We start from the raw sequence: 20305 nt of genomic DNA, 5'->3' as shown, positions 1-20305 counted from the left end.
CGTTAAAGGCGCGGCACGCTGGGGTTTGTTCCGGGGCTTTTTACCCCCGGCTCCAGGCGGCCGCCCGCTAGGCGGGAGTCCGGGTCAAGCAAGACCGCGGCTTCCCGTTCTTTCACCGCGTCCCCGCTGCCGCCTAGGTTGCGGTCAGCCGGGCGCTGGTAGAGCGCTGGGCCGCCGCGCATGGCGTTTTCCAGCCGGTCTAGGCCGGCCTGCTCGCGGGCCTTAGCGCGCGCCTGCCAGGTGCGGGCGGCGTCCTGGCCTTCTTCGGCTTCTAGCGCGGCCAAAAACGCACCTGGATGAACCACGGCCACCAGGGCGGAGACATGCCCAAAGCCCAGGGAGGTGACCAACCCGGCCTTGGGTGGGGTGTGGCGCAGGTCCAGCGGCAGGCGCAGCCACGTCAGGTGCGCGTGTTCTGCCATGGCCGGGTCCACGCAGTCCAGCGCACGGTTGGGCGGGATAATCCCGGCGCGCAGCACCTGCGTGAGCCCTACGAGCTGGAAGGCGGCGGCACCGCCCTTGGCGTGGCCGGTCAGGGTTTTCTGGGAGATGACATAGAGCGGGTTGCCGGCGCTGCGCCCCAGGGCGGCGGCCACGCGTTCATGCAGGTCCGCCTCGTTGGGGTCATTGGCGTTGGTGGAAGTGTCGTGCTTGGAAATCACCGCCACCTCATCCGGGCTAACCCCCAGTGCCGCGAGGGATTGCGCCAGGCGGGAGTCGGTGCCGCCGCGCGCAGCCGATAGCGCGCCCAGCCCCGGTGCGGGGATGGAGGTGTGCGCGCCGTCGGCGAAGGATTCGGCGAAAGCCACCACGCCCAGGACGGGTAGGCCCAGCTGCGCTGCCAGGCTGCCGCGCGCCAGCAGCAGGGTGCCGCCGCCCTCGGACTCGATGAAGCCGCCGCGCCGGCGGTCATTGGCCCGGGAGAAGAATTTGTGTTCAATCCCCTTGGCCTCCATGGCGGCGGAGTCAGCGGTGGCGGCCATGTCCCCAAATCCTTCAATGCCCTCAATCGAGAGGTCATCAATGCCGCCTGCTACCACGAAGTCCGCCTTGCGCAGGCGGAGTTTGTCCACGCCTTCTTCCACGGAGACCGCGGCGGTGGCACAGGCCGCCACCGGGTGAACCATCTGGCCGTAGCCGCCCACGTAGGACTGCATGACGTGCGCTGCCACCACGTTGGGCAGCGCTTCTTGCAAAATGTCGTTGGGGCGTGATTGCGCCAGCAGCTTGTCCACGTAGAGGGAGCGCAAGGAGGCCATGCCACCCATGCCGGTGCCCTGGGTGGAAGACACCCGCGCCGGGTGCACGGAAGCTAGCAGCTCCGCGGGGCTAAAACCGGCGGAGAGGAAGGCGTCCACGGTACACACCAGGTTCCACACGGCCACCCGGTCTAGGTTGTCAATCATATCGGCCGGGATCCCGTAGACGCTCGGATCAAAACCGGTGGGCACCTGCCCGCCCACAAACCGCGACATGGCAACGCGCCTAGGCACGCGCACGGGTGAGCCCGCCGGGCGGGTGACCTGCCATTCCGTACCGTCAAAGTGGGCGGAAGCGCCCTCCACGTCGGCTACAAAGGATTTGGCCGTGGCCTCATCTGCTACCGCGAAAGACAGCTCGCGTTCCAGATAGATGGTGGTCAGCTCCGGGGCTAGGTTATCCACCATGGGCATGTGCGGGCCAAAATCATCGTGGTAGCGGCGCACACCCACGTTGGCCATGACCTCATCGTGGAAGCGCTCGTAGATGTCTTCCTCGGCTACCGGCTGGCCCTGGGCATCTAGCCACTCACCATCAAAGGTAATAAGCCCCATGGACCATGCCAGCTCGGTGACGCCGGCGGCAGAAAGCCCACCGTCAACCTCCGCCTCGAAGCGGGTGCGCGAGGAACCCAATGGGCCTAGCTCGCCCGCGCCAACAATGACCACCATGTCATCAAGGCCCGCGCTGACTCCGGAAAACTCCGGTGTGGTCCACTCAATTCGGGTACGCGGGTTGGGCAGCGCCTGGGCGGTGCGCGGGGCGGCGGGAGCGCCGGTGGCGCGAGCAGCGGCCTCGCGCGCCAACTCCGGGAGGTTCAGCTCTGCGGTGTCCAGCCCGCCGGTAAAGTCCAGCGTGACCGGTGACTGCGCGGCCTTTTCGCGGGCTTCGGCGCTCGCACCTTGCCCCACCAGCATGCGGGCCATCTGCGCAGTGGAGAAAGTCTCCACCCCGCGCGCTTCCACCAGCTCCACCATGGGGTCATTGCCGCCCATCAGCCCGGTGCCGCGCACCCAACCAATGTGGGCATGCACCAGGCTAGTGCGCCCACCCCAGGCGGATTGCTCCGCGTGCCAGCGGTTGACCAGCGCGTCCAGCGCGGCCTTGGACTCACCGTAGGCACCGTCCCCGCCAAAGCGGCCGCGGTTGGGGCTGCCGGGCAACACCACGTGCAGGCGGTGGCCCACGTGGGTGTCAGTGCCCAGGGCGCTCAGGCCGCCGATGATCCTTTCTACCGACCACAGCAACAGCCGCATCTGGTTTTCTGCGGCCGGGCCGGCGTCCGCCAGGGTACCGGCCACGCGCGGGGCGGCAAACGGGAAGATCAAATCCGGCACTAGCGCGGGTTTGACCAGCTTGGACGAGGCCCCCACCGTTGCCGTTTGTTCCTGCCCAATCCAGGCTATGAGCGCATCCAGGTCAGCAAACGAGCTCAAGTTGGCGGGCACTACCCACAGCGCGGCGCGCCCGCGGGCGTTGTTGCGGTAGAGGCCTTTGTAGAATTCCAGCCTTTCGTGGTCTAGCCGCGAGGTGGTGGCAATGACGGTGGCACCGCCGCGCAACAGCTCCCCGGTAACCGCAGCGGCAATGGAGTTCGGCGAGCCGCCGGTGACCACCGCTACCTGGCCGGCAAAATCCAGGCCCTCATCAGATAGCGCCTGGTTGGCTAGGTCCTCTAGCCCGAAGTGCCGGGCCATAGCCGCCACGGCCTCACCTGCGCCGGTAACGTCTGTTTCCTTAAGCGCGCCGGTGGCCACGCGCACCACGTCCTCGCGCGCCGTGGCCCACCTATCATCAAGCAGCACCGCCTTTTCCGCGTCAAATGCCGGGGCCACCAGCTTAGGCCAGTCAGACCCCAGCTCCGCGGTGACTAGCTGGTGAAGGTCATCTTCTCCTTCAGCAAACACGGCCGGGGTTTGCGTCTTGCCCAGCGCCGCCAGCAGGGTCCGCGCGGAAGTCTCCAGCGCGCCCTCCAGCTTTTCGGCGTAAGCGTCCAACGCTGCGGAGTCCACTACCCCGCCGGTGGTGCTGCCGCCGGCGTGTGGCTTGGATATGCTCACGCCCACGGCCTGACCGGCGGCCTGGACTGCCTGGTCGATGACCGCATCTAGCTCAGCCTGGGTGGTGGGGCTATCAAGCGTTGCCAGCTGCCCGCCGCGCAAGGAAGCGCCCTCGCGGGTATCTAGCACCAGCTGGGCGGTAACCCTGTCCACCCAACCGGGGCCCAGTGCCCACGTGCTTGCCACGCGCTCTGCCACGTAAGCAGGCTTCTTACCCGCCGGGCCGGTCAGGCGGCGCAGTGACTCGCCTACTTGTTCAGAAAGGACGGGGCCAAAGGCCTTGTACCCGCGCGCCTGGCCAGCTACGTTGGCTTTCAAATCCTCCATGGGGGCCTCCGCCGCGCCGTCAATGGCACCCAGACCAAACTCCACGCCCAAATCCAACAACAACTGGTTGCGGCGGGAAGACACGCCCTCCACGAGAGCCTCAATGGTGTCGGTGGCACCCATCTGATCGGTGCGGACCTTGGTCCAGATGGCCACGAGCATCTCGGTGGCGTCGGCAGCGGTAAAGGCCTTATCTGCGGGCGGTTCCGCCCCCGGTTGGGACTGCGGAATTAGCTCTGGTGCCGGGGCCACGGCAGGTGCCGCCGCCTCCCGGACTTCCGCTTCCGCTGCTGCTGCCTTATCCTCCGGCACCGCCTCCTGCGGAGCCTCCACCGCGTCTTCTGCAAAGACCGTTGGCCGGTCGCGCTCAATATTGAGCACCTCAATTTCGCAGCCCGCATACTGTGGCAGGCGCAGTGTCTGGCCCAGCATATTGGCCAACGTTGGTGAAGAACCCACGCCAATTTCCACGAAGCGATCCGCAACACCAAGCAGCAAGTCCTGAGTCTCAATCCAGCGCACGGGGGAGGCAAATTGCCACGCCAGTAGCTCAATGAGCAGCGTGCGGCCCAACTCATTACGGTCATAATCCGCAAAGTTGGCCAACACCTCGGCGATAACGGGCGAATCCACAACCTCAGCCACGGCTTCTACGAACTCCCGGTCCAGCGCGAATGGCCGGGCCACCAGGTTCGGGATATAGCGGCCCACCAGCACGTCCAGGTCAATCTTGGCCGGGATGAGCTGATCCAAGTGCGCCCGGAAGGCCGGCACGCCGTCCAACAGGTGCGAGGAATGGAAGGGCACGTCAATACCCGGGATCTGGATAAACGCCCGCTGGCCCGGCGCGCGCTGCTCCGCGTGCTGTGCCAACGCCTCAAGCCCCGCGCGGGTGCCGGCCACGGCGTACTGCACGCCGGCAATGTTGTAGTTGACAATCTCTAGGAACTCACCAGTGGTTTCGGCAAGGGCGGTGATAAACGGGAACACGTCTTGCTCCGACAGCCCCATCTTGTTGGGGCGCAGTGCGGCCAGGCCGTAGTTAGACACCCCGCGCTCATCGCGGTCTACCAGGCGGTGCATGGTCAGCCCGCGGGCGTAGACAATCTCCACCACGGCCTCCAAGGAAAGCACCTGGGCATAAGCCGCCAGGGCGTTGTATTCGCCCACGGAGTGCCCCGCAAAATAGGCGCCCTTTTCTAACACGCCGGCCTCTTGCATCTCCGCCACCTGCGCGCAGCCCAGCGTGGCCATGGCCACCTGGGTGAACTGGGTTAAGTACAACACGCCCTCCGGGTGGGAGAAGCGCTCCCCTGCCACCACTACGGCGGGCGGGTTGGTGCGGACTATCTCCAGGATGGAAAAGCCCAGCTTCTGCCTGGTGTGGCGGTCCGCGCGCTCCCACACCGCGCGCGCGGCCGGGCTGGCAGCAAAAGCCTCCATGCCCATGCCGGGGCTCTGGATACCCTGGCCGGGGAAGCCGTAGAACGTCACCGGCGCGGACATAACGGCCGTGGCCTGCAGCACCGGGCGGCCCTCCACGCTGGCGGTGACCGTGCGGACCTCACCCTCGCCGTCACGCGCGCTCACCCCACTGCGCTCCACCACGTATTCCACGCTGGCACCGGGCAGGACGGGGCTTAGCATCTGCGCGTCCCAGGAGACCACCTGCTGGCCGTCAAAGGCTGCGGCCAGCTGGCCCAGCGCGGAGGTCCACATGCCGTGGACGATCACGCCGCTATCAAATCCCGCCAGCGCCGCCGCGGCGGCGGAGGTATGGATGGGGTTGAAATCTCCCGTCACGCGGGCAAAGCCGCGCATGGACCCCGGCGCGGTGGCCACCAGGGTGTGCCGGTAAGAGCGCGGTTTTTCCACGAAATCTACCGGGTCTAGCTCCGGCACCGGCTGGCTACCGGTGCGGCCGCGGATGGCAAACTGCTCTTCCAAAACGGCCGTGACCTCACCTACCTGCACGCGGGCTTCCACGGTTACCACGCGCCCTAGCTGGGTGTCCGCCACGCCTCGCAGGCTGGCGTCCACCCGGCAGGTTGAACCGTCCACAGTGCCGTCCACAGCGCCGCCCACAGTGCCGCCCACAACAGCATCCGCAAAGCTCCCCTCACCGGTCAAACGCAAGCGGTGGCGCAGGTGCACCAAATTCAGCAGTCCCTCGACCACCGGCGTGCCCCCCGGGGTGTGCGCGCCTGCGATAGCCGCGAAAATCTCCGGCCATGCCTTGCCCACCAGGTAGTCCGCGGCCACGCCACTTAGCCCCGGCGCGCAGCCGGCGGTAACGTTTTCGTAGTGGGCGGCGCTACCGGCGCTGGCGGGGGCAATACCTCGGAAATCTCCACCTGCGGCCACCTTAGCCAGCGCGGTCATGGACTCTGCGGCGGCGGACTCGGTAACAACCGGGGAGGCACCGGGCACGGCCGGGGGCTCTACGCTTACGCGAATGTCCACCGCTGCGGAGGAACCACCGGGGCCCATGGCACCGGGCAGCGGGATGATGAGCTGGCCGTCAACGTAGCGTGCGTCTGCTACCAGGTGCAGCGGGTTGGGTTGTTCAAAGCCCGCCCAGTTGATGGTGGGCGCGGACTCGATGAGCTGGGCTGGGGTGGCCGTAGGCGCGGTGGCGGAGATCCGCGCGGCGGCGGCCGCCTCAAAACGGGCCAGGATATCCGCTACCGGCTCATTGGCGCGCTCAATTCCGGCCACGGCACGGGGCCCAGGGATAATGCACACGCCGTCGGCGTCGTAGTTGTCATCGTGCGCTTGCCACAGGGAGTCCTGGCGCCACAGGCGGCGGACCTCCGCGTTGATGACGGGCACAAAGTTGGCCGGTTTGCCGGGGCCTTCGAGCAACTCTAAGAACCAGTCTGCGTCCGCCACGTGCACGGGGGCGTCCCCGTAGTAGGCCAGCAGCGAATCAATCGCGTCGGTGGGCTTTTCGGTATCTACCTCCACGCGCGGGGTAAATTCCCCGTGGTCGGTGGGGTTTAAGCGGGCCTCGGCGCGCGCTACCATGGAAACAAAGCGGCTAGCCCAGGACTTATCTTTCCACTGGCCCCTAAAAGCCAGCTCCACGTAGCGGTGCAGCCACTGCCCGTAGGTCATCTGGCTCACGTCACCGAAGTAAGGCTTGCAGGTGGCGTTTATAGCCTCAATGATTTCCGCGCGGCGGGCGGCAACGGCACCGGCGTCACCGGCTACCTCATCTAGCAGCCGGCCGGCGCGGGCGAAGGCGTTATCAATCTCGTGGATATCGGCTCCCAGCTGGGAGCGCCCGGAGGCAATGGCCCCGTTGGCCTGGCCGCTGGGTGCCCAGCCACCGTTGGCGTCGGTGGCACGCGCAGCCACCAGGGCCTGCTTCACTCCTTCCGAGGCCGTGGATTCCTTAGCCGCCATGGCTGCGGTTCCCACCATGATGGCGTCCACTGGCATGGCAGGCAGGTCATAGGCCTTAGCCCACGTGCCGTCCAGGTAATCAGCACCGCGCTCTGGCGTGCCAATCCCCCCTCCAACTGCCAGCACCACGTTCGAGCGCTCCCGGATAGCGGCGTACGTTTCCACGAGCAACTCATCCAAGTCCTCCCAGGAGTGGTGGCCACCGGCGTGGCCGCCTTCGACCTGGATGATGATGGGGGTATCACAGGCAGCATCAGCAATGTCTAAGACCTGTGAAATCTGCGCCACCGTGCCGGGTTTGAACGCCACCCACGGGATGTTGTCCGCGCGCAGGGAGGAAATTAGCTCCACGGCCTCCTCCACCGGCGGGATTCCTGCGGATACCACCACGCCGTTAATCGGTGCCCCGCCCGCGCGGGCCTTGGGCACCAGGCGCTCGCCGATAATCTGCTGACGCCAGGCCTTGGGTGACAAGTACATGGCGTTGAACTGCGCGTTCACGCCCGGGTTGACCAGCGCGCGCAGCTTGTTTAAGTTCTCGTGCAAGATCTCTGCGGTGGCCTGGCCGCCGCCGGCTAGCTCCGCCCAGTGCCCGGCGTTGGCCGCTGCGGCCACGATTGCCGGATCCACGGTGGTGGGCGTCATGCCGGGTAGCATGACCGGGCTGTAGCCGGTAAGCTCCGTGAACTTCGTTATTACGTGCTGCCCGCGCTTGGTGGGCGCGAACTGGGAATACGGTGCGGGAAGCTCCGGGGCCTGGCCTGCGTCAAAGAGCTGGGCTTGCCCGCGCTCTTTGCTAACCAAGACCGTGCCCACGCCGCGGCCCTGCACAACCTTTGCCGTCAGCGCCTGCACCCCACTGCCTGGCCCGCAGTCAAGGATCCACTTCGCACCGCGCTCCACCGCCTGGTTGACCTGCTGTGGCCAATCCACCTGTGCCGTAAGCACCGCACGGGCACCGTCTTCAACCAGCTGGGCGTCAAGGCCCACCTGGGCACCCCACCGCTTAACCTGCTCCACGGCCGCCTCCATGAGCGGGTGGTGGAAGGCCACCTGGATATCTAAGTCCGTGAAGCTAGGGGCAAACACGGCCCCGCCGCGGGTGTGGTTCTCCCGCTCCTTGGCCTCGCGCGCCGCCTGGGATTCCAGCTCCGCGCACACCCGGGCCACCTCCGTTGGCGTACCCACAATGACAAACGCGTCCCGGCCGTTACGCAGCCCCACCGTGGCGCCAGCTTTTTCCAGCCGCTCTAGGCTTACGCCCCGCACCAACACCATGGGGCAGCCCCGGGTGGTGCGGATGAGCCCGTGCTGGCGGGCGGTAGAAGCCGCTGCGGCACCAATGAGCTGGGCCAAAGCTATGACCTCACTGGCCGGTGCCCGGCCGGCCGCCACGACCGCGCCCAACGCGCCTTGGGAGTGGCCCTCGCACGCCACCGCCCGGGTGAGATCCAGACCCTGCGCCTTGAGCGCTTCTAGTACTGCCACCTGGGCCACCACGATGCCCGGCGTGGACACCGCCGCCTCAGATAGCCCCGCCGGCCGCTCCCCATGCGCCCACTGGATAGGCGCAAATCCCTGCGGGAAAAACGGCGCCAGCTCATCAGCCAGCGGTGTTAGAAGCTCTGCGGCTTTGTCCACGTGGTCTTCTACCTGCGCGTGCACTGTGTGGTGCTGCGCTAAAGTCTCCAGCCACGGATAGCCCTGCCCCGCAAAAGTCAGGGCGAAAGGCTCGGTAGCGAACCTTTCCACCAGGGGTTTTCCAGCTGCAAAAGTGAGTTTGTGATTCACGGTTTAAGCCCGCTCCTTTAGGTACTAGGTTCCTGGTGTGCCCCGGGGCGGGGGCACGGAAGTTTTAGCTATGAAAGTCAATACACCAGCATGCCACACGAACATGAGAGAACCATCATCTTTTACCGGCCAGCCGACCAAGAATTGCGGTAAATTCCCCCACAGCCGCCAATTCTGCAAAGTTCCCCCTAGCAGTCCTGCAAAATTCCCCCTAAGAGTCCTGCAAAGATCCCCCTAGGAGTCCTGCAAAGATCCCCCTAGGAGTCCTGCAAAATTCCCCCTAGGGTTTTGAGGAAGGCCCATTAGCAGTAGCCTTACTGCATAAATGCAGCAGAAGTGTTAGGACAGGACTACCGACCTCGGGTCCTCGATAGCACCCTAACCACGGCGCTGGATACTGCGGGTGCCGTGGTGATCGAGGGGCCACGCGCAAGTGGCAAAACTATGACAGCTCTGAATGCAGCAGCTTCCTACGTTTTCCTAGACGATGATGGCGCCCGTGAGAGGCTGTCAGTTGCCCCAGACTCACTTTTAGACGGCCCTACGCCCCGGCTCGTTGACGAGTGGCAGGTAGCACCGGGTATGTGGAACCGCGTTCGCCGCCGGGTCGACAAGGCCGGCCACCCAGGCCTTTTCATACTGACCGGTTCTGCTGTCCCTAAAGACGATGACGCCAGGCATACCGGCACCGGGCGATTCTTACGCCTCCGGCAGCGCACCCTCTCCTGGTGGGAGCTGCGTGGAGAACCAACCGGAGTGAGCTTGGCCGCTTTATTCAACGGCGAAAAACCCGAAACATCTGACTCAAAAATGACCCTATCAAAGGCGTGTACTGCGTTGACCACCCCCGGGTTCCCAGCCATGGCCACCCTCCCACCTCAAGCATCCGCCCGGTTGCTTCGCGGATATCTCGAAGAGATCGCTCACACAGATGTGAAACGTTTAGGAGACCTGCGACACGATCCAGTCGTCATCGGGTGCCTTCTAAAAGCCTTGGCGCGGGCCACAGCCTCGGAGACGACATTTAAGACGCTCTGCGCAGACGTCGCCCAAGTAGCCCCCTCTATCAAACTGGATACTGTTGCCGAATACGTGGAAAGACTCGAGCGACTCTTCGTGGTTGAGCGACAGGACACATGGCCCCGGGACTTCGCACCCGGGCCAGGTTGCGAGTATCTCCGCGATGGCATCTAGCAGATCCAGCGCTGGCTGCCGCCGCACTGGGTGCGGACGCAGCTGCGTTGGAGAAAGACCTGTCAACCGCCGGAGTCCTATTTGAAAGCGCCGTAGTCCACGACCTTTCGGTTCTAGTTGAACCCCTTGAGGGCCGCGTCTACCATTACCGCGACTCTAATGGGCATGAACTTGACGCCGTGGTCGTTCTCCCCGACGGGCGCTGGGGCGCCGTGGAAGTTAAGCTCGGCGAGGGCCAAATTGTCGCAGGGGCTAAGTCCTTGAACAACGCAGTGCACCAGATAGACGGTGAACCCGCCTTTAGGCTCATCGTCACGGCCCTCGGCGGCACATTTACGCTGGCCGACGGCGCTATCACTTGCCCGCTATCTGCACTGTGCCCGTAAAAACGGTACCCCCAAAGGCAGTCCATAAAATCCACACCCGGTTTTAGCACCGACGTGGTTGCGCGCCGGCCGGGGCAGCAAGAAACTCCGCCGGGCCAAGTGCGCCTCACACCACGCCATCCCCCGCACCCCCTTCAGCACAGCGCGGGCTGCGCAGCGCAAAGGCCACGCCCCCCATGGACGTGGCCTCACTGCTGCGCAACGAGTAGAGCATTGAACCGCTAACACGGAAGTTCACCGGCTGTACCACAGCTAGGCTAGTTCCGATTGCACTGGCGGCAACGACTCCGGCTGGTCAACCTTTCGGGCCCATACCGGAAACCTGGATTACTACCGCCCCACCACCTTGACGCGGTCCATCAGGTGTCTTTGTTTAAGGCACTATTAGCAGCACCCGCCCAGTGATAGCGGGCCCACAAGCCGGCAAGCAACACGATAGTTGTGACGGTGTAATGCACTGGGGAATACCATGGACCGGGGCCATTGAAACTAGCGTATGGCCAATAGAAGTCCATTTCCACGGGCCGGTAAGCCAGAACCAAGATCAAAAAAGCGTAGGTAGCCAAACAGACCACAGCACCCTTGGTTCTACCTAAATAGGTCACCGCCAGGAAGGCAATTCCCGCGTATAGCAAGGTATTATTAAACAATATTTCATACTGAAAGAAGGGTCCGCCATGCCAATTACGCCAAAATAGAAAAACGTCGATACCGACCGAGACACATACTGCCAGCACAATAAAGCAAGAGTCCAGGAGTTTACCCACCCTGGGACGGCGGCGCCTTAATTCCCATTCACTCAAGGTGGGAAAGGTGACAACGGTAGCCAAAGTAATGAAAAATACCGGAATCATCTCATCAAAGCTTAAGAGAACCTGACCACGCCCTCCTGGCACCTGCGGGTTGATATTGATAGCCAGTCCGGCTGGTGCCTTATGTAGGGCAGCGCACAATGCTGCCATCACAAGGAAAGCAGGCACTAAAAAGAGATAGAGGCGTTTCCTCATAAAATCACTCCAGGAGGCAAAGGTGGTGGCGTACAAGAGGCAATCGCTGCTTCATGATCACGCAAATACTGCTGCATGGTTGCCACCGATTCCGGGGTTTCACCTGAAATCTGCGAATACTGATGTTTATAGATATTGTCATCATCGCCTGCTACAACTCCCTGGTTTTGCTGACTATCACCAGCGACCACCGACTCGACTCTAACCCCTTCAGGCAGTGGCGCCGCTTTTAGCCATTCAGCAATACTCCCGGTGGTTTCAAAGCTTTCTCGCGTAGTGTCGTTGCCACATGCAAAGCGTCCAGCCAACACATCAGCGATCAGCAAGAATTCGGAATTATTTCCATCCCTATCGATGCTGACAGTCAAAACCCCCTCATCCGGCGTGCCCGGCAAGCTAGAATCCGCAACCTCCCTGATCGGACCTGGGTGTCCCAACCGATTAATAAGTGCAGCTATCATCAATGACAGTTCTTCCCTACGAGGTTCGTTAAAATCAGCCAAACACAATTGAGTCTCAGTGCCGGCAACTGCCTCGCAGTTCCCCGTCCTCTCACTAAGAAACAAAGACTGCTGCGTGCCGGTTACTATACTTAAAGCCAGCAACGTAGCTACGGTTACCGGCGCTGCCACCTGTAGTTTCTTCGGAACTTCGGCCGGACGTTCAGACAGGCCCTTAATCAACAACCAACTTATGCCCAGCACCACCGCAGCGCTCAAAGATAGACCTAAGTAGCGGACTGCGTTGGAGTAAACAAAAGACACCCCCGACTTATCCAATTCCTCGTTGGGGAAAAACGCCCAAAACGAATTACTAAACCAGGAAGATAGAAGAACGAGAACACCGTAAATACCAATAGGAAGCAGCGCAGAGAATATAGCTGCCCGTTTACGGGTGGCCAAACCACACACCGCCCCCACCGCAACTGCGGCAGAGATCTGCGCCATCACAGACAACACCGCTGGCAACGCAACTTTTACCACCACACCGGGAATATCTGGACCGCTGATTAAAGTATGGAAAGTCAGCGGAAGAAACCCGAGGAAAAACGCACCAGAGGAAATGACCGACATGGTAAAAATAATCGATCCGACTATCGCGGAATTACCGCGAGTCCCCAAACCAATATTGAGAACAGAGTCTTCATGAAAAAGCTGCGACATGGTAAAAGCAGATACGCCAGATACCAAAATCAAAGCAAAAGGTAAACCGGCAATCCATCTAGCGATAGTCTCATTCCACACTGGATACAGCGTGTCGAAGAAACCGCGTGAGAACACAACCCCGATAGCCGCAACAGCTACTGCAGTTAACATCCCCAACACCGGTGACACCGGGCAACCAAATTTACGCCACACCATGTCCCAGACCTTCCTGACCCGGGGACTTAATGCCACGGACAATTTCTCCATAAGCCATCTCGAAAGACGAACCCGCAGCTTCCGAAACCTGCGGAACCCGCGCTGATAAATCCTTCCATGTTCCCGAATAAGCTAACTTGCCACTGGAGAGAACATGCAAAGCACCAGGCAAAAAGCGAATATCCTCGACCAAGTGCGTTGACATGATGACAGTAGAGTCCTGCGCAATTTGGCCGATAATCTGGCGCACCTGAACACGAGCTTCAGGGTCAAGACCAACCGTAGGCTCATCCAGGAAGACAATACTTGGAGTATTGATCATTGCCGCTACCAACCCCAAACGCCGCAACTGACCGCCAGACAAAGAACCCGTCTTAGCATTTTCTTTTTCTTGCAAACCAAAATCCACAAGAAGATCGCGACCACGCTGACGCGCGGCAGAACGGGAAATCCCGGAAGTCCACGCCACGTACACCAGCGTATCCATCACACTCATGCTCTTAATAAAGGAAATATGCTGCGGAACATATCCAACTGTCCGGCGGTATTTATCACGGGTGCGCCGGTTGAGCACTGACCCGTTGTAGACCACCCTGCCCTCAGTCGGAGTGACCAACGTAGTAGCAACACCCATCAACGTGGACTTACCACCACCGTTAGGGCCAATCAACGCATGAAAACCTTTATCAAACTCAATACTCACATGATCAAGCGCCCTCAGCGACTCACCCCGCTTTCGGAATACCTTGCTTACATCATCCAACTTCAACATGGAACAAACTCCTATCGTAAAATTATCCGGCGCCTCCTTAAGAAGCCGCCGGAAAAATTTCAAATTCTAGCGCTTAGTTGCACACGGACTAACGCTGACCATCGAAAATATAAGCAAAAACTGCATTTTTTATATGCATTAAATCCTTCCTAGGTTTAAATACTCACAAATGAAAGGAATGGTCTATTAACGCTACAACAACTAAACCATGCGCCCAAGCAGGCAAAGCTTGCCATTGAGCACGAACGTCACCAGAAATCTCTTTGGCAACGTCCCCTACGGTCCAGGCTACCGGCCTATGACCAAAATTAGTGACCCATTAGGCATAGGCGATGATTTAAGCTCAGATTCCATTTGCATAGTCACATAAATTTCTTTCACCTAACCCCATCCATTCCAATAGCCACCGCCAGAGTCGAAAATAGGCATAAACCTAAAACGAAACCCAATAAGCGGCTTTGACCACCACCTACCCCACTCGTGCGGGAAAAATTTTAACCAACAAAACCCTGAATCCCGGTGCCCCCCCGGCCACTCCACCAAGGCGGCACAGCATGAAATCACCGAACCCAGGCATCAGGGGGTAACCGGGGGTATGAAAATAGTTTGACATAGCTAATTAGTTATGGCCACCCTAAAATAATGTGAACGGAGTTATTTTTGAAGAGACTAGGCTGCGGCCAGAAGCTCTTATTTACAACTCCACCCACCGGCGCATAGATCCCACCGGATCAAGCGACAGGACGCAAGCAGCGCAATATCGCACGGCTTATCGGACACAACCGGATACCGACTCCGGGTGCTTGACAGAACCCTAACCATGGCGCTGGATACTGCGGGTGCTGTGGTGATCGAGGGGCCGCGCGCATGTGGCAAAACTATGACAGCTCTGAATGCAGCAGCTTCCTACGTTTTCCTAGACGATGACGTTTCCCGTGAGAGGCTGTCAGTTGCCCCAGACTCACTTTTAGACGGCCCTACGCCCCGGCTCGTTGACGAGTGGCAGGTAGCACCGGGTATGTGGAACCGCGTTCGCCGCCGGGTCGACAAGGCCGGCCACCCAGGCCTTTTCATACTGACCGGTTCTGCTGTCCCTAAAGACGATGACGCCAGGCATACCGGCACCGGGCGATTCTTACGCCTCCGGCAGCGCACCCTCTCCTGGTGGGAGCTGCATGGAGAACCAACCGGAGTGAGCTTGGCCGCTTTATTCAACGGCGAAAAACCCGAAACATCTGACTCAAAAATGACCCTATCAAAGGCGTGTACTGCGTTGACCACCCCCGGGTTCCCAGCCATGTCCACCCTCCCACCTCAAGCATCAGCCAGGTTGCTCCGCGGATATCTCGAAGAGATCGCTCACACAGATGTGAAACGTTTAGGAGACCTGCGACACGATCCAGTCGTCATCGGACGCCTTCTAAAAGCCTTGGCTCGAGCCACAGCCTCAGAGGCAACACTAACGTCCCTTCGCGCAGACGTCGCCCAAGTAGCCCCCTCTATCAAACTGGAGACCGTTGCCAAATACGTGGAAAGACTCCAGCGGCTCTTCGTGGTTGAGCGACAGGACACATGGCCCCGGGACTTCGCAGCTTGTGCATCACGCTGACCACGGTAGTCAGTATGTCAGCGTCGTGTACGAAAGGTACCTTGGCTAAGCATGGAATTCTTCTTCCACTTCGACGGTAGGAGATTCCTATGACAATGCGATGGCCGAAAATATCAACGGGGGTTACAAAAATGAAGCTATTAAAAATAAGGAATGGGAGGGTGAATTTGAGGTAGAGGTTGCAACGCCCCAGTGGGGTCATGATGGAATGAAGTTCGCATTCATGAGACATTGGGCTACCGCACTCCACTGGAAGTTGAGGCCGAATATTGCAGCCAAAACCAGCTTCTTGAAATAATAGAAACCAGGGTAAATTACTAGGAACAAGCCAAAGGCCACTTCAAACACCCCCGACGACACGTCAGACCAACACGAAATCGACGTCAGAATGGCCTAAATCAACAAAGAGACAACACCCCCGACGACCCCCCAAAATTCACGAGAGATTGCCCACGATCGGGCATAAAAGTAGGATGCAAGCAAGATAGTGATGACGGAGGTTGCGTTGACGGAGGCTGCGTTGAAGAAGTTATCTCATGTGAAATCAATTGCTGGAACTCTTGTTATGGCATTGGCGTTGTCTGTGACGAGTGCACCTGGGGCGTTAGCACAAGAATCATTTTCTACCTCTGCCCACAGTTGCGTCGCCACAAACGAAGGTGAACCAATTCAAATTCCGTATGCAGCTATTGAGTCTGCTGAGGATTTGATAGCCGATGGGACTATTGATCCCGAACTCGTAGCGGCTCTTGAATATGTTGATATCAATTATGAGGTTGTAGGGCCGCAACCAAGGGTTTTGCCTGCTGTTGCGGCAGCAGCTGTAGCTGCGGTACTTAAGGTGAGGAACTTTGGGTAATAATTGGTTTCCGATTATTGTCGTCATTGCATCAGCGATACTAGTTGGTAGTGCCGCTTTCGTGTCTTCTACTGGAAAATACTCCGAGCATCCACTAGTAAGCGCTCCATCTAAAACTGGGGCGTGGGTGTTCGCCGGAGCAGCTAGCCTGTATATTTTTTCGTTCTTTTTACTTATCTGCGAGAGGGACAAACTCGCGATTGCTCCGGCTTTGCTGGGTCTTTTGTTTACCGGTATCGGTTACGCAATTACGCATCCCAAAAATGTGTAGCGTTTTAAGCAAGGTGTGGTTCCCGGCTACTGGGCAGGGAACTCACTGTTCGTAAAAATACCGCGTTAGAACGGAGCGTTCTCACAGGGGAGTTAATTAGGCACACAACCCGGGGCACTTCACTTTTAAACGGCCCTACGCCCCGGCTCGTTGACGAGTGACAGGTGGCACCGAGTGAGCTTTGCCACTTTGTTCGACGATAAGCAACCCGAAACATCCGCCTCAAAGATGAATCTGACAAAGGCCTGTTCTTAGGACCAGCGTGGTTGCACGCCGGCCGTGGCCGCAAGGAACTCCGCCGGGCTAAGCTCGCCCGCGCCGTCGGGAAGGCAGCCCCATAGGTCAACCCCGGTGACCGCAGGCATTTCTTCCACGCTGAGCCGCGTTGCCAGGTCGGGTTGGGCGGGCAAGCTCCCACCAACTAGGCCTAGGACCTCAAGCCCGTGGCGTTGGGCCTCACGGACGGTGAGCTCCGCCAGGTTCAGGCTGCCTAGATTAAGGCTGGTGACCACCACCAAGGGCGCGGATAACTCAACAGCTAGGTCCACCAAGGTGAAGCTGTCAGCCAGGCGAACCAGCAGGCCGCCGGCGCCTTCGACTAAGACGACATCGGCAGTAAAACTGCGAACCCAAGCGGCCACTTCCTCCAGGGTGGGCTGGGGCAGCCCCGCCCGGCGCGCGGAAAGGTTGGGCGCTAGCGGCTCTGGGAAACGCACGTACTCGTGCGCGGGTACCCCGGCCAGGCGAGCCACGGTAAACACATCACCCTGCCCTGCGGGCTCACCAGTCTGGACGGGTTTGAGCACTACTACCGACTGCCCGCGTTCCCGCGTCTGCGCTGCCAGAGCCGCGCACGCGATGGTTTTGCCAACGCCCGTATTTGTTCCAGTAACGCACACAATCATGCGCACTCACCTGCCTTAATCATGGCCCGGCAAATCCGGGCTACTTCCTCTTCAGTACTGATATATGAGGGCATGGCGTAGATGAGCCGGCCGAAGGGCCGCAGCCACACGCCCTCATCCAAAGCGGCGGCGGTGGTAGCGGCCATATCCACGGGGTGGTCCATCTCCATTACTCCAATTGCGCCGCGCACGCGGCTAAGCCCCGGGGCGTTGGCCAGGCCGGCTTTGAGCCAGGACTCAATGTTGGCAACCTGGGTGCGCCAGTGGCCTTCCTTGATAATCTCCGTGGACTCGGCTGCCACCGCGCAGGCCAGCGGGTTGGCCATGAAGGTGGGCCCGTGCATGAGCGCGGCCGGTTGCATGCCGGTGGCTACTTTCTCGGTGGCCAGTGTTGCGGCAAGCGACATGAACCCGCCTGTCAGGGCCTTGCCCACGCAAAGGATGTCCGCGGTGATGCCGGCAGCCTGGGTCATAAACAGCTCCCCGGCGCGCCCAAAACCGGTGGCAATCTCATCCGCGATGAGCAAAATCCCGTGGCGGTCGCATATCTCCCGCAGGCCTGCCACCAGTTCCAGGTCATGGAAGCGCATACCGCCGGCGCCTTGGACGCCGGGTTCGATGATGATGGCCGCCACCTCATCGCTGACCAGCGCGTCAAGCTGCGCCAGGTATTCGGCGTGTCCGCCGGTTCCCGCTACCGGCGGTGCTGGGGCAAAGATTTGTTGCGCCAGCACCCCTTGCCAGAGGGAATGCATTCCGCCTTCCGGGTCACACACGCTCATGGCGGCAAAGGTGTCCCCGTGGTATCCCGAGCGCCAGGTAAGCAGCTTGGTGCGCTCCGGCTTGCCGATGCCCCTGCTATATTGCAGCGCCATCTTCACCGCCACCTCAACAGCAACTGACCCGGAATCTGAATAAAATACCTGGGAAAAATCACCGCGGGTTAGCTCCATCAAATTGGCGGTAAGCCGTGCCGCCGGCTCATGCGTTAGTCCACCAAACATGACGTGGGAGAAGGCCTCAATCTGTTGTTTGGCGGCGTTAACCAGTCGCGGATGTGAATGACCGTGACATACCGCCCACCAGGAGCTCATGCCGTCAATCACGGTGCGGCCGTCCGCCAGCGTCAGGTAGTTTCCCTCAGCTGCCACAACCTGAATAGCGGGGGCTCCCGGCGCGGCATAGGGGTGCCAGATGTGTTGAGCATCAATCTCCGCAACCTGAACGCTGTTCAACTTTTTCATGCATTCATATGTACCACACCACCGGGTGGTGCATAATCAATTTCTATGACCATAATTGAACAACGTTCAACAACGCGGAACCAAAACTTCCCAGCGGCCATTCCCGCCATTGCCGGAATTGAAATGTGGGAGCGTTTCAGCTTCTACGGCATGCAAGCCATCCTGGCTTACTACCTTTATGACCAAGCAACGGGTCTGAAGATGGAGACCACCCAAGCCACCGCCCTAGTGGGGGCCTATGGCTCCATGCTCTATCTGCTCACTTTTGCCGGCGGGTGGATTTCCGACAGGGTCCTAGGCGCGGAGAAAACCCTCATCACCGGCGCGAGCATGCTCATAGTTGGCCACCTCTCCATGTCCCTTGTCCCCGAGTTCGCCGGGCTATTCCTGGGACTCATCCCCATCGCCCTAGGCTCCGCACTGCTCAAGACCGCCGCCATCACCATTCTTGGTGCCGCCTTCCCACCAGCGGCCGGCAAACGGGATAGCGCCTTTGAAATCTTCTACTTTGGTATCAACATCGGCGGGCTCTGTGGTCCCCTGCTCACCGGTTACCTTTCCCAAAAGTACGGCTACCACGCAGGTTTTGCCGCAGCCGCCATTCTCATGGCAATCGGCTGTATCCTCTACCCCATCCTGCGCCGTCCCATGCTGAAGCAGATGACACCCGACATTCGGGAGACCATCTCCACTCCCGCTAATCCCGCCCCACCCCGCGTGGTGGCACTTGCCGTTGGCGGCGGTGCAGCGGTTCTTCTCCTGGCCATAGTGGCCGTGGCTACCGGCTGGCTCAACCCGGACACCCTGGCGTTAGTCCTATTGGTGAGCACCGTGGCCGTGGCCATCATCCTCTTTGCCACGCTGCTCCGCTCCCCGTTGGTTACCTCCATCGAACGCACTCGCGTGCTGACCTTCATCCCCCTATTCCTGGCCACCACCTGCTTCTGGGTCCTCCAATTCCAGGTCTACGGCGTTCTGGCCGTCTACTCCGACCAACGCCTGAACCGCCTTGTGGGCAGCTTTGAAATTCCCGCCGCCTGGACGCAGTCGCTCAACCCGTTCTACACGTTGCTCCTCATTGTTCCGGTGGCCGCCTGGATGGCAACCCGCAATATGCCCGCGCGCCCGGTGCTCATGGGCGGCGGACTGATAGTAGCCGGCTCCGGAATGTTAGTCCTGCTGCCCTTCACCGGCGGCAGCGATAACTCCACCCCATTCCTGGCTCTAGCACTGTGTATCCTCCTGCTCAGCCTGGGTGAGATATTCATTGGCCCCGTGGGCATGGCCGCCAGCGCCACCCACGCTCCCCGCGCCTTTGCCACCCGGTTTTCCGCGCTGTGGTTCCTCACCCTAGCCATTGGCAGCTCCCTGGCCGGGTCCGTCTCCGTGTTCTACTCCCCCGAACACGAAGGCGCGTACATCACCGGAATTGCAGTAATACCCATGCTCTTCGGCGCCGCCCTGGCCGCGTGGGGACTAAAGAAAGGCTCGATTATCGAAGCCTAATTTCCCCGTCTAGCGCAACCACAAGCTGCACCAGGAAGACCGCCTCAATCTAACAACCCTCACTTAATAATGCGGAGAGCCCGGGCCAGCCATTCCCAGAAGCTCACCGGGCGGCCGTTGGGATACTTCTCCGCCAGGAGCTCCATCAATTGCTCGTACTTCTCTTCTTGCGTTTCGGGATAGCGCCTGTGCTGCGGCTCAGCTGCCGGGTTCTCCGGGCGTTTTGAACTGTTTCGTGTCATCGCTCTACTTCCATTCTTTTGAAAAAGAGTTGTACTTTAAAGCCGCTTCTAAAAATCTAGCCACCAATCAACCAACTCTTCTTCACAATACTGGCCAGCCCCT

At 60.3% G+C, this 20305-nt stretch carries 14 protein-coding genes; 7 read left to right on the top strand and 7 right to left on the bottom strand.

From position 1 onward, the window contains the following. Nucleotides 1–2: 2 nt before the first annotated feature. Nucleotides 3–8807, bottom strand: a complete 8805-nt coding sequence (locus tag F4V58_RS02495; RefSeq protein WP_084559804.1) for a type I polyketide synthase — start codon at nt 8805–8807, stop codon at nt 3–5. Nucleotides 8808–9290: 483 nt separating this feature from the next. On the opposite strand from F4V58_RS02495, the gene F4V58_RS02490 reads away from it, so the two are divergent. After that, the gene (locus tag F4V58_RS02490; RefSeq protein WP_211272770.1) at nt 9291–10040 is read left to right on the top strand and encodes an ATP-binding protein; all 750 of its coding nucleotides are present in this window, start codon (nt 9291–9293) and stop codon (nt 10038–10040) included. Then, complete coding sequence (locus tag F4V58_RS12690; RefSeq protein WP_211272769.1) at nt 10013–10426, top strand: DUF4143 domain-containing protein; 414 nt, start codon at nt 10013–10015, stop codon at nt 10424–10426. The genes F4V58_RS02490 and F4V58_RS12690 overlap by 28 nt, the downstream gene beginning before the upstream one ends. A 359-nt stretch (nt 10427–10785) precedes the next feature. Here the strand turns inward: F4V58_RS12690 and F4V58_RS02485 are convergent, their stop codons facing one another. From F4V58_RS02485 to F4V58_RS02475, 3 genes are read right to left on the bottom strand one after another with little or no spacing between them, the layout of a single operon-like run. After that, a complete protein-coding gene (locus tag F4V58_RS02485) occupies nt 10786–11433 on the bottom strand; it encodes a hypothetical protein (RefSeq protein WP_075733073.1) in 648 nt (215 codons plus the stop codon). Next, entirely contained in the window at nt 11430–12794 is a 1365-nt protein-coding gene (locus F4V58_RS02480) for a hypothetical protein (protein WP_075733071.1), read from the bottom strand. The genes F4V58_RS02485 and F4V58_RS02480 overlap by 4 nt, the downstream gene beginning before the upstream one ends. Further along, the gene (locus F4V58_RS02475; protein ID WP_075733069.1) at nt 12781–13566 is read right to left on the bottom strand and encodes an ATP-binding cassette domain-containing protein; all 786 of its coding nucleotides are present in this window, start codon (nt 13564–13566) and stop codon (nt 12781–12783) included. The genes F4V58_RS02480 and F4V58_RS02475 overlap by 14 nt, the downstream gene beginning before the upstream one ends. A gap of 820 nt (nt 13567–14386) precedes the next feature. Between F4V58_RS02475 and F4V58_RS02470 the strand changes: the two genes are divergently transcribed. From F4V58_RS02470 to F4V58_RS02455, 4 genes are all read left to right on the top strand, one after another. Beyond that, entirely contained in the window at nt 14387–15175 is a 789-nt protein-coding gene (locus tag F4V58_RS02470) for an ATP-binding protein (protein ID WP_075733067.1), read from the top strand. 100 nt (nt 15176–15275) lie between these two features. Continuing rightward, entirely contained in the window at nt 15276–15473 is a 198-nt protein-coding gene (locus F4V58_RS02465) for a hypothetical protein (RefSeq protein WP_075733065.1), read from the top strand. Between the two features lie 189 nt (nt 15474–15662). After that, nucleotides 15663–16034: a hypothetical protein gene (locus tag F4V58_RS02460; RefSeq protein WP_150385681.1), complete on the top strand. Its 372-nt coding sequence runs from the start codon at nt 15663–15665 to the stop codon at nt 16032–16034. Beyond that, nucleotides 16027–16305: a hypothetical protein gene (locus tag F4V58_RS02455; protein WP_150385680.1), complete on the top strand. Its 279-nt coding sequence runs from the start codon at nt 16027–16029 to the stop codon at nt 16303–16305. The genes F4V58_RS02460 and F4V58_RS02455 overlap by 8 nt, the downstream gene beginning before the upstream one ends. Before the next feature lie 251 nt (nt 16306–16556). On the opposite strand, the gene bioD is transcribed toward F4V58_RS02455, so the two are convergent. Continuing rightward, nucleotides 16557–17210 (bottom strand): dethiobiotin synthase, encoded by a 654-nt coding sequence (gene bioD, locus F4V58_RS02450; protein WP_075733061.1) that lies wholly within the window; start codon nt 17208–17210, stop codon nt 16557–16559. Next, nucleotides 17207–18454: an adenosylmethionine--8-amino-7-oxononanoate transaminase gene (locus F4V58_RS02445; RefSeq protein WP_075733059.1), complete on the bottom strand. Its 1248-nt coding sequence runs from the start codon at nt 18452–18454 to the stop codon at nt 17207–17209. Before F4V58_RS02445 ends, bioD begins: the two co-directional genes overlap by 4 nt. A gap of 45 nt (nt 18455–18499) precedes the next feature. Between F4V58_RS02445 and F4V58_RS02440 the strand changes: the two genes are divergently transcribed. Further along, nucleotides 18500–19960, top strand: coding sequence for a peptide MFS transporter (locus F4V58_RS02440; RefSeq protein ID WP_075733057.1), 1461 nt, complete (start codon nt 18500–18502; stop codon nt 19958–19960). A gap of 59 nt (nt 19961–20019) precedes the next feature. Here the strand turns inward: F4V58_RS02440 and F4V58_RS02435 are convergent, their stop codons facing one another. Further along, on the bottom strand, nt 20020–20202 hold the full coding sequence (locus tag F4V58_RS02435; protein ID WP_075733055.1) for a hypothetical protein: 183 nt from the start codon (nt 20200–20202) through the stop codon (nt 20020–20022). Between the last annotated feature and the right edge of the window lie 103 nt (nt 20203–20305).

The sequence above is a fragment of the Corynebacterium phocae genome (assembly GCF_008693075.1).
GTDB classification, from domain to species: domain Bacteria; phylum Actinomycetota; class Actinomycetes; order Mycobacteriales; family Mycobacteriaceae; genus Corynebacterium; species Corynebacterium phocae.
Note: the sequence above shows the minus strand (reverse complement) of the source record. Positions and strands in the feature narration are given on the sequence as shown.

What these genes read in the sequence shown, in the direction of transcription:
- F4V58_RS02490 (WP_211272770.1), top strand. Translation starts at nt 9,291, where the DNA reads ATGACAGCTCTGAATGCAGCAGCTTCCTACGTTTTCCTAGACGATGAT.
- F4V58_RS02485 (WP_075733073.1), bottom strand. Translation starts at nt 11,433, where the DNA reads ATGAGGAAACGCCTCTATCTCTTTTTAGTGCCTGCTTTCCTTGTGATG.
- F4V58_RS02480 (WP_075733071.1), bottom strand. Translation starts at nt 12,794, where the DNA reads ATGGTGTGGCGTAAATTTGGTTGCCCGGTGTCACCGGTGTTGGGGATG.
- F4V58_RS02475 (WP_075733069.1), bottom strand. Translation starts at nt 13,566, where the DNA reads ATGTTGAAGTTGGATGATGTAAGCAAGGTATTCCGAAAGCGGGGTGAG.
- F4V58_RS02470 (WP_075733067.1), top strand. Translation starts at nt 14,387, where the DNA reads ATGGCGCTGGATACTGCGGGTGCTGTGGTGATCGAGGGGCCGCGCGCA.
- F4V58_RS02465 (WP_075733065.1), top strand. Translation starts at nt 15,276, where the DNA reads ATGGCCGAAAATATCAACGGGGGTTACAAAAATGAAGCTATTAAAAAT.
- bioD (WP_075733061.1), bottom strand. Translation starts at nt 17,210, where the DNA reads ATGATTGTGTGCGTTACTGGAACAAATACGGGCGTTGGCAAAACCATC.
- F4V58_RS02445 (WP_075733059.1), bottom strand. Translation starts at nt 18,454, where the DNA reads ATGAAAAAGTTGAACAGCGTTCAGGTTGCGGAGATTGATGCTCAACAC.
- F4V58_RS02440 (WP_075733057.1), top strand. Translation starts at nt 18,500, where the DNA reads ATGACCATAATTGAACAACGTTCAACAACGCGGAACCAAAACTTCCCA.
- F4V58_RS02435 (WP_075733055.1), bottom strand. Translation starts at nt 20,202, where the DNA reads ATGACACGAAACAGTTCAAAACGCCCGGAGAACCCGGCAGCTGAGCCG.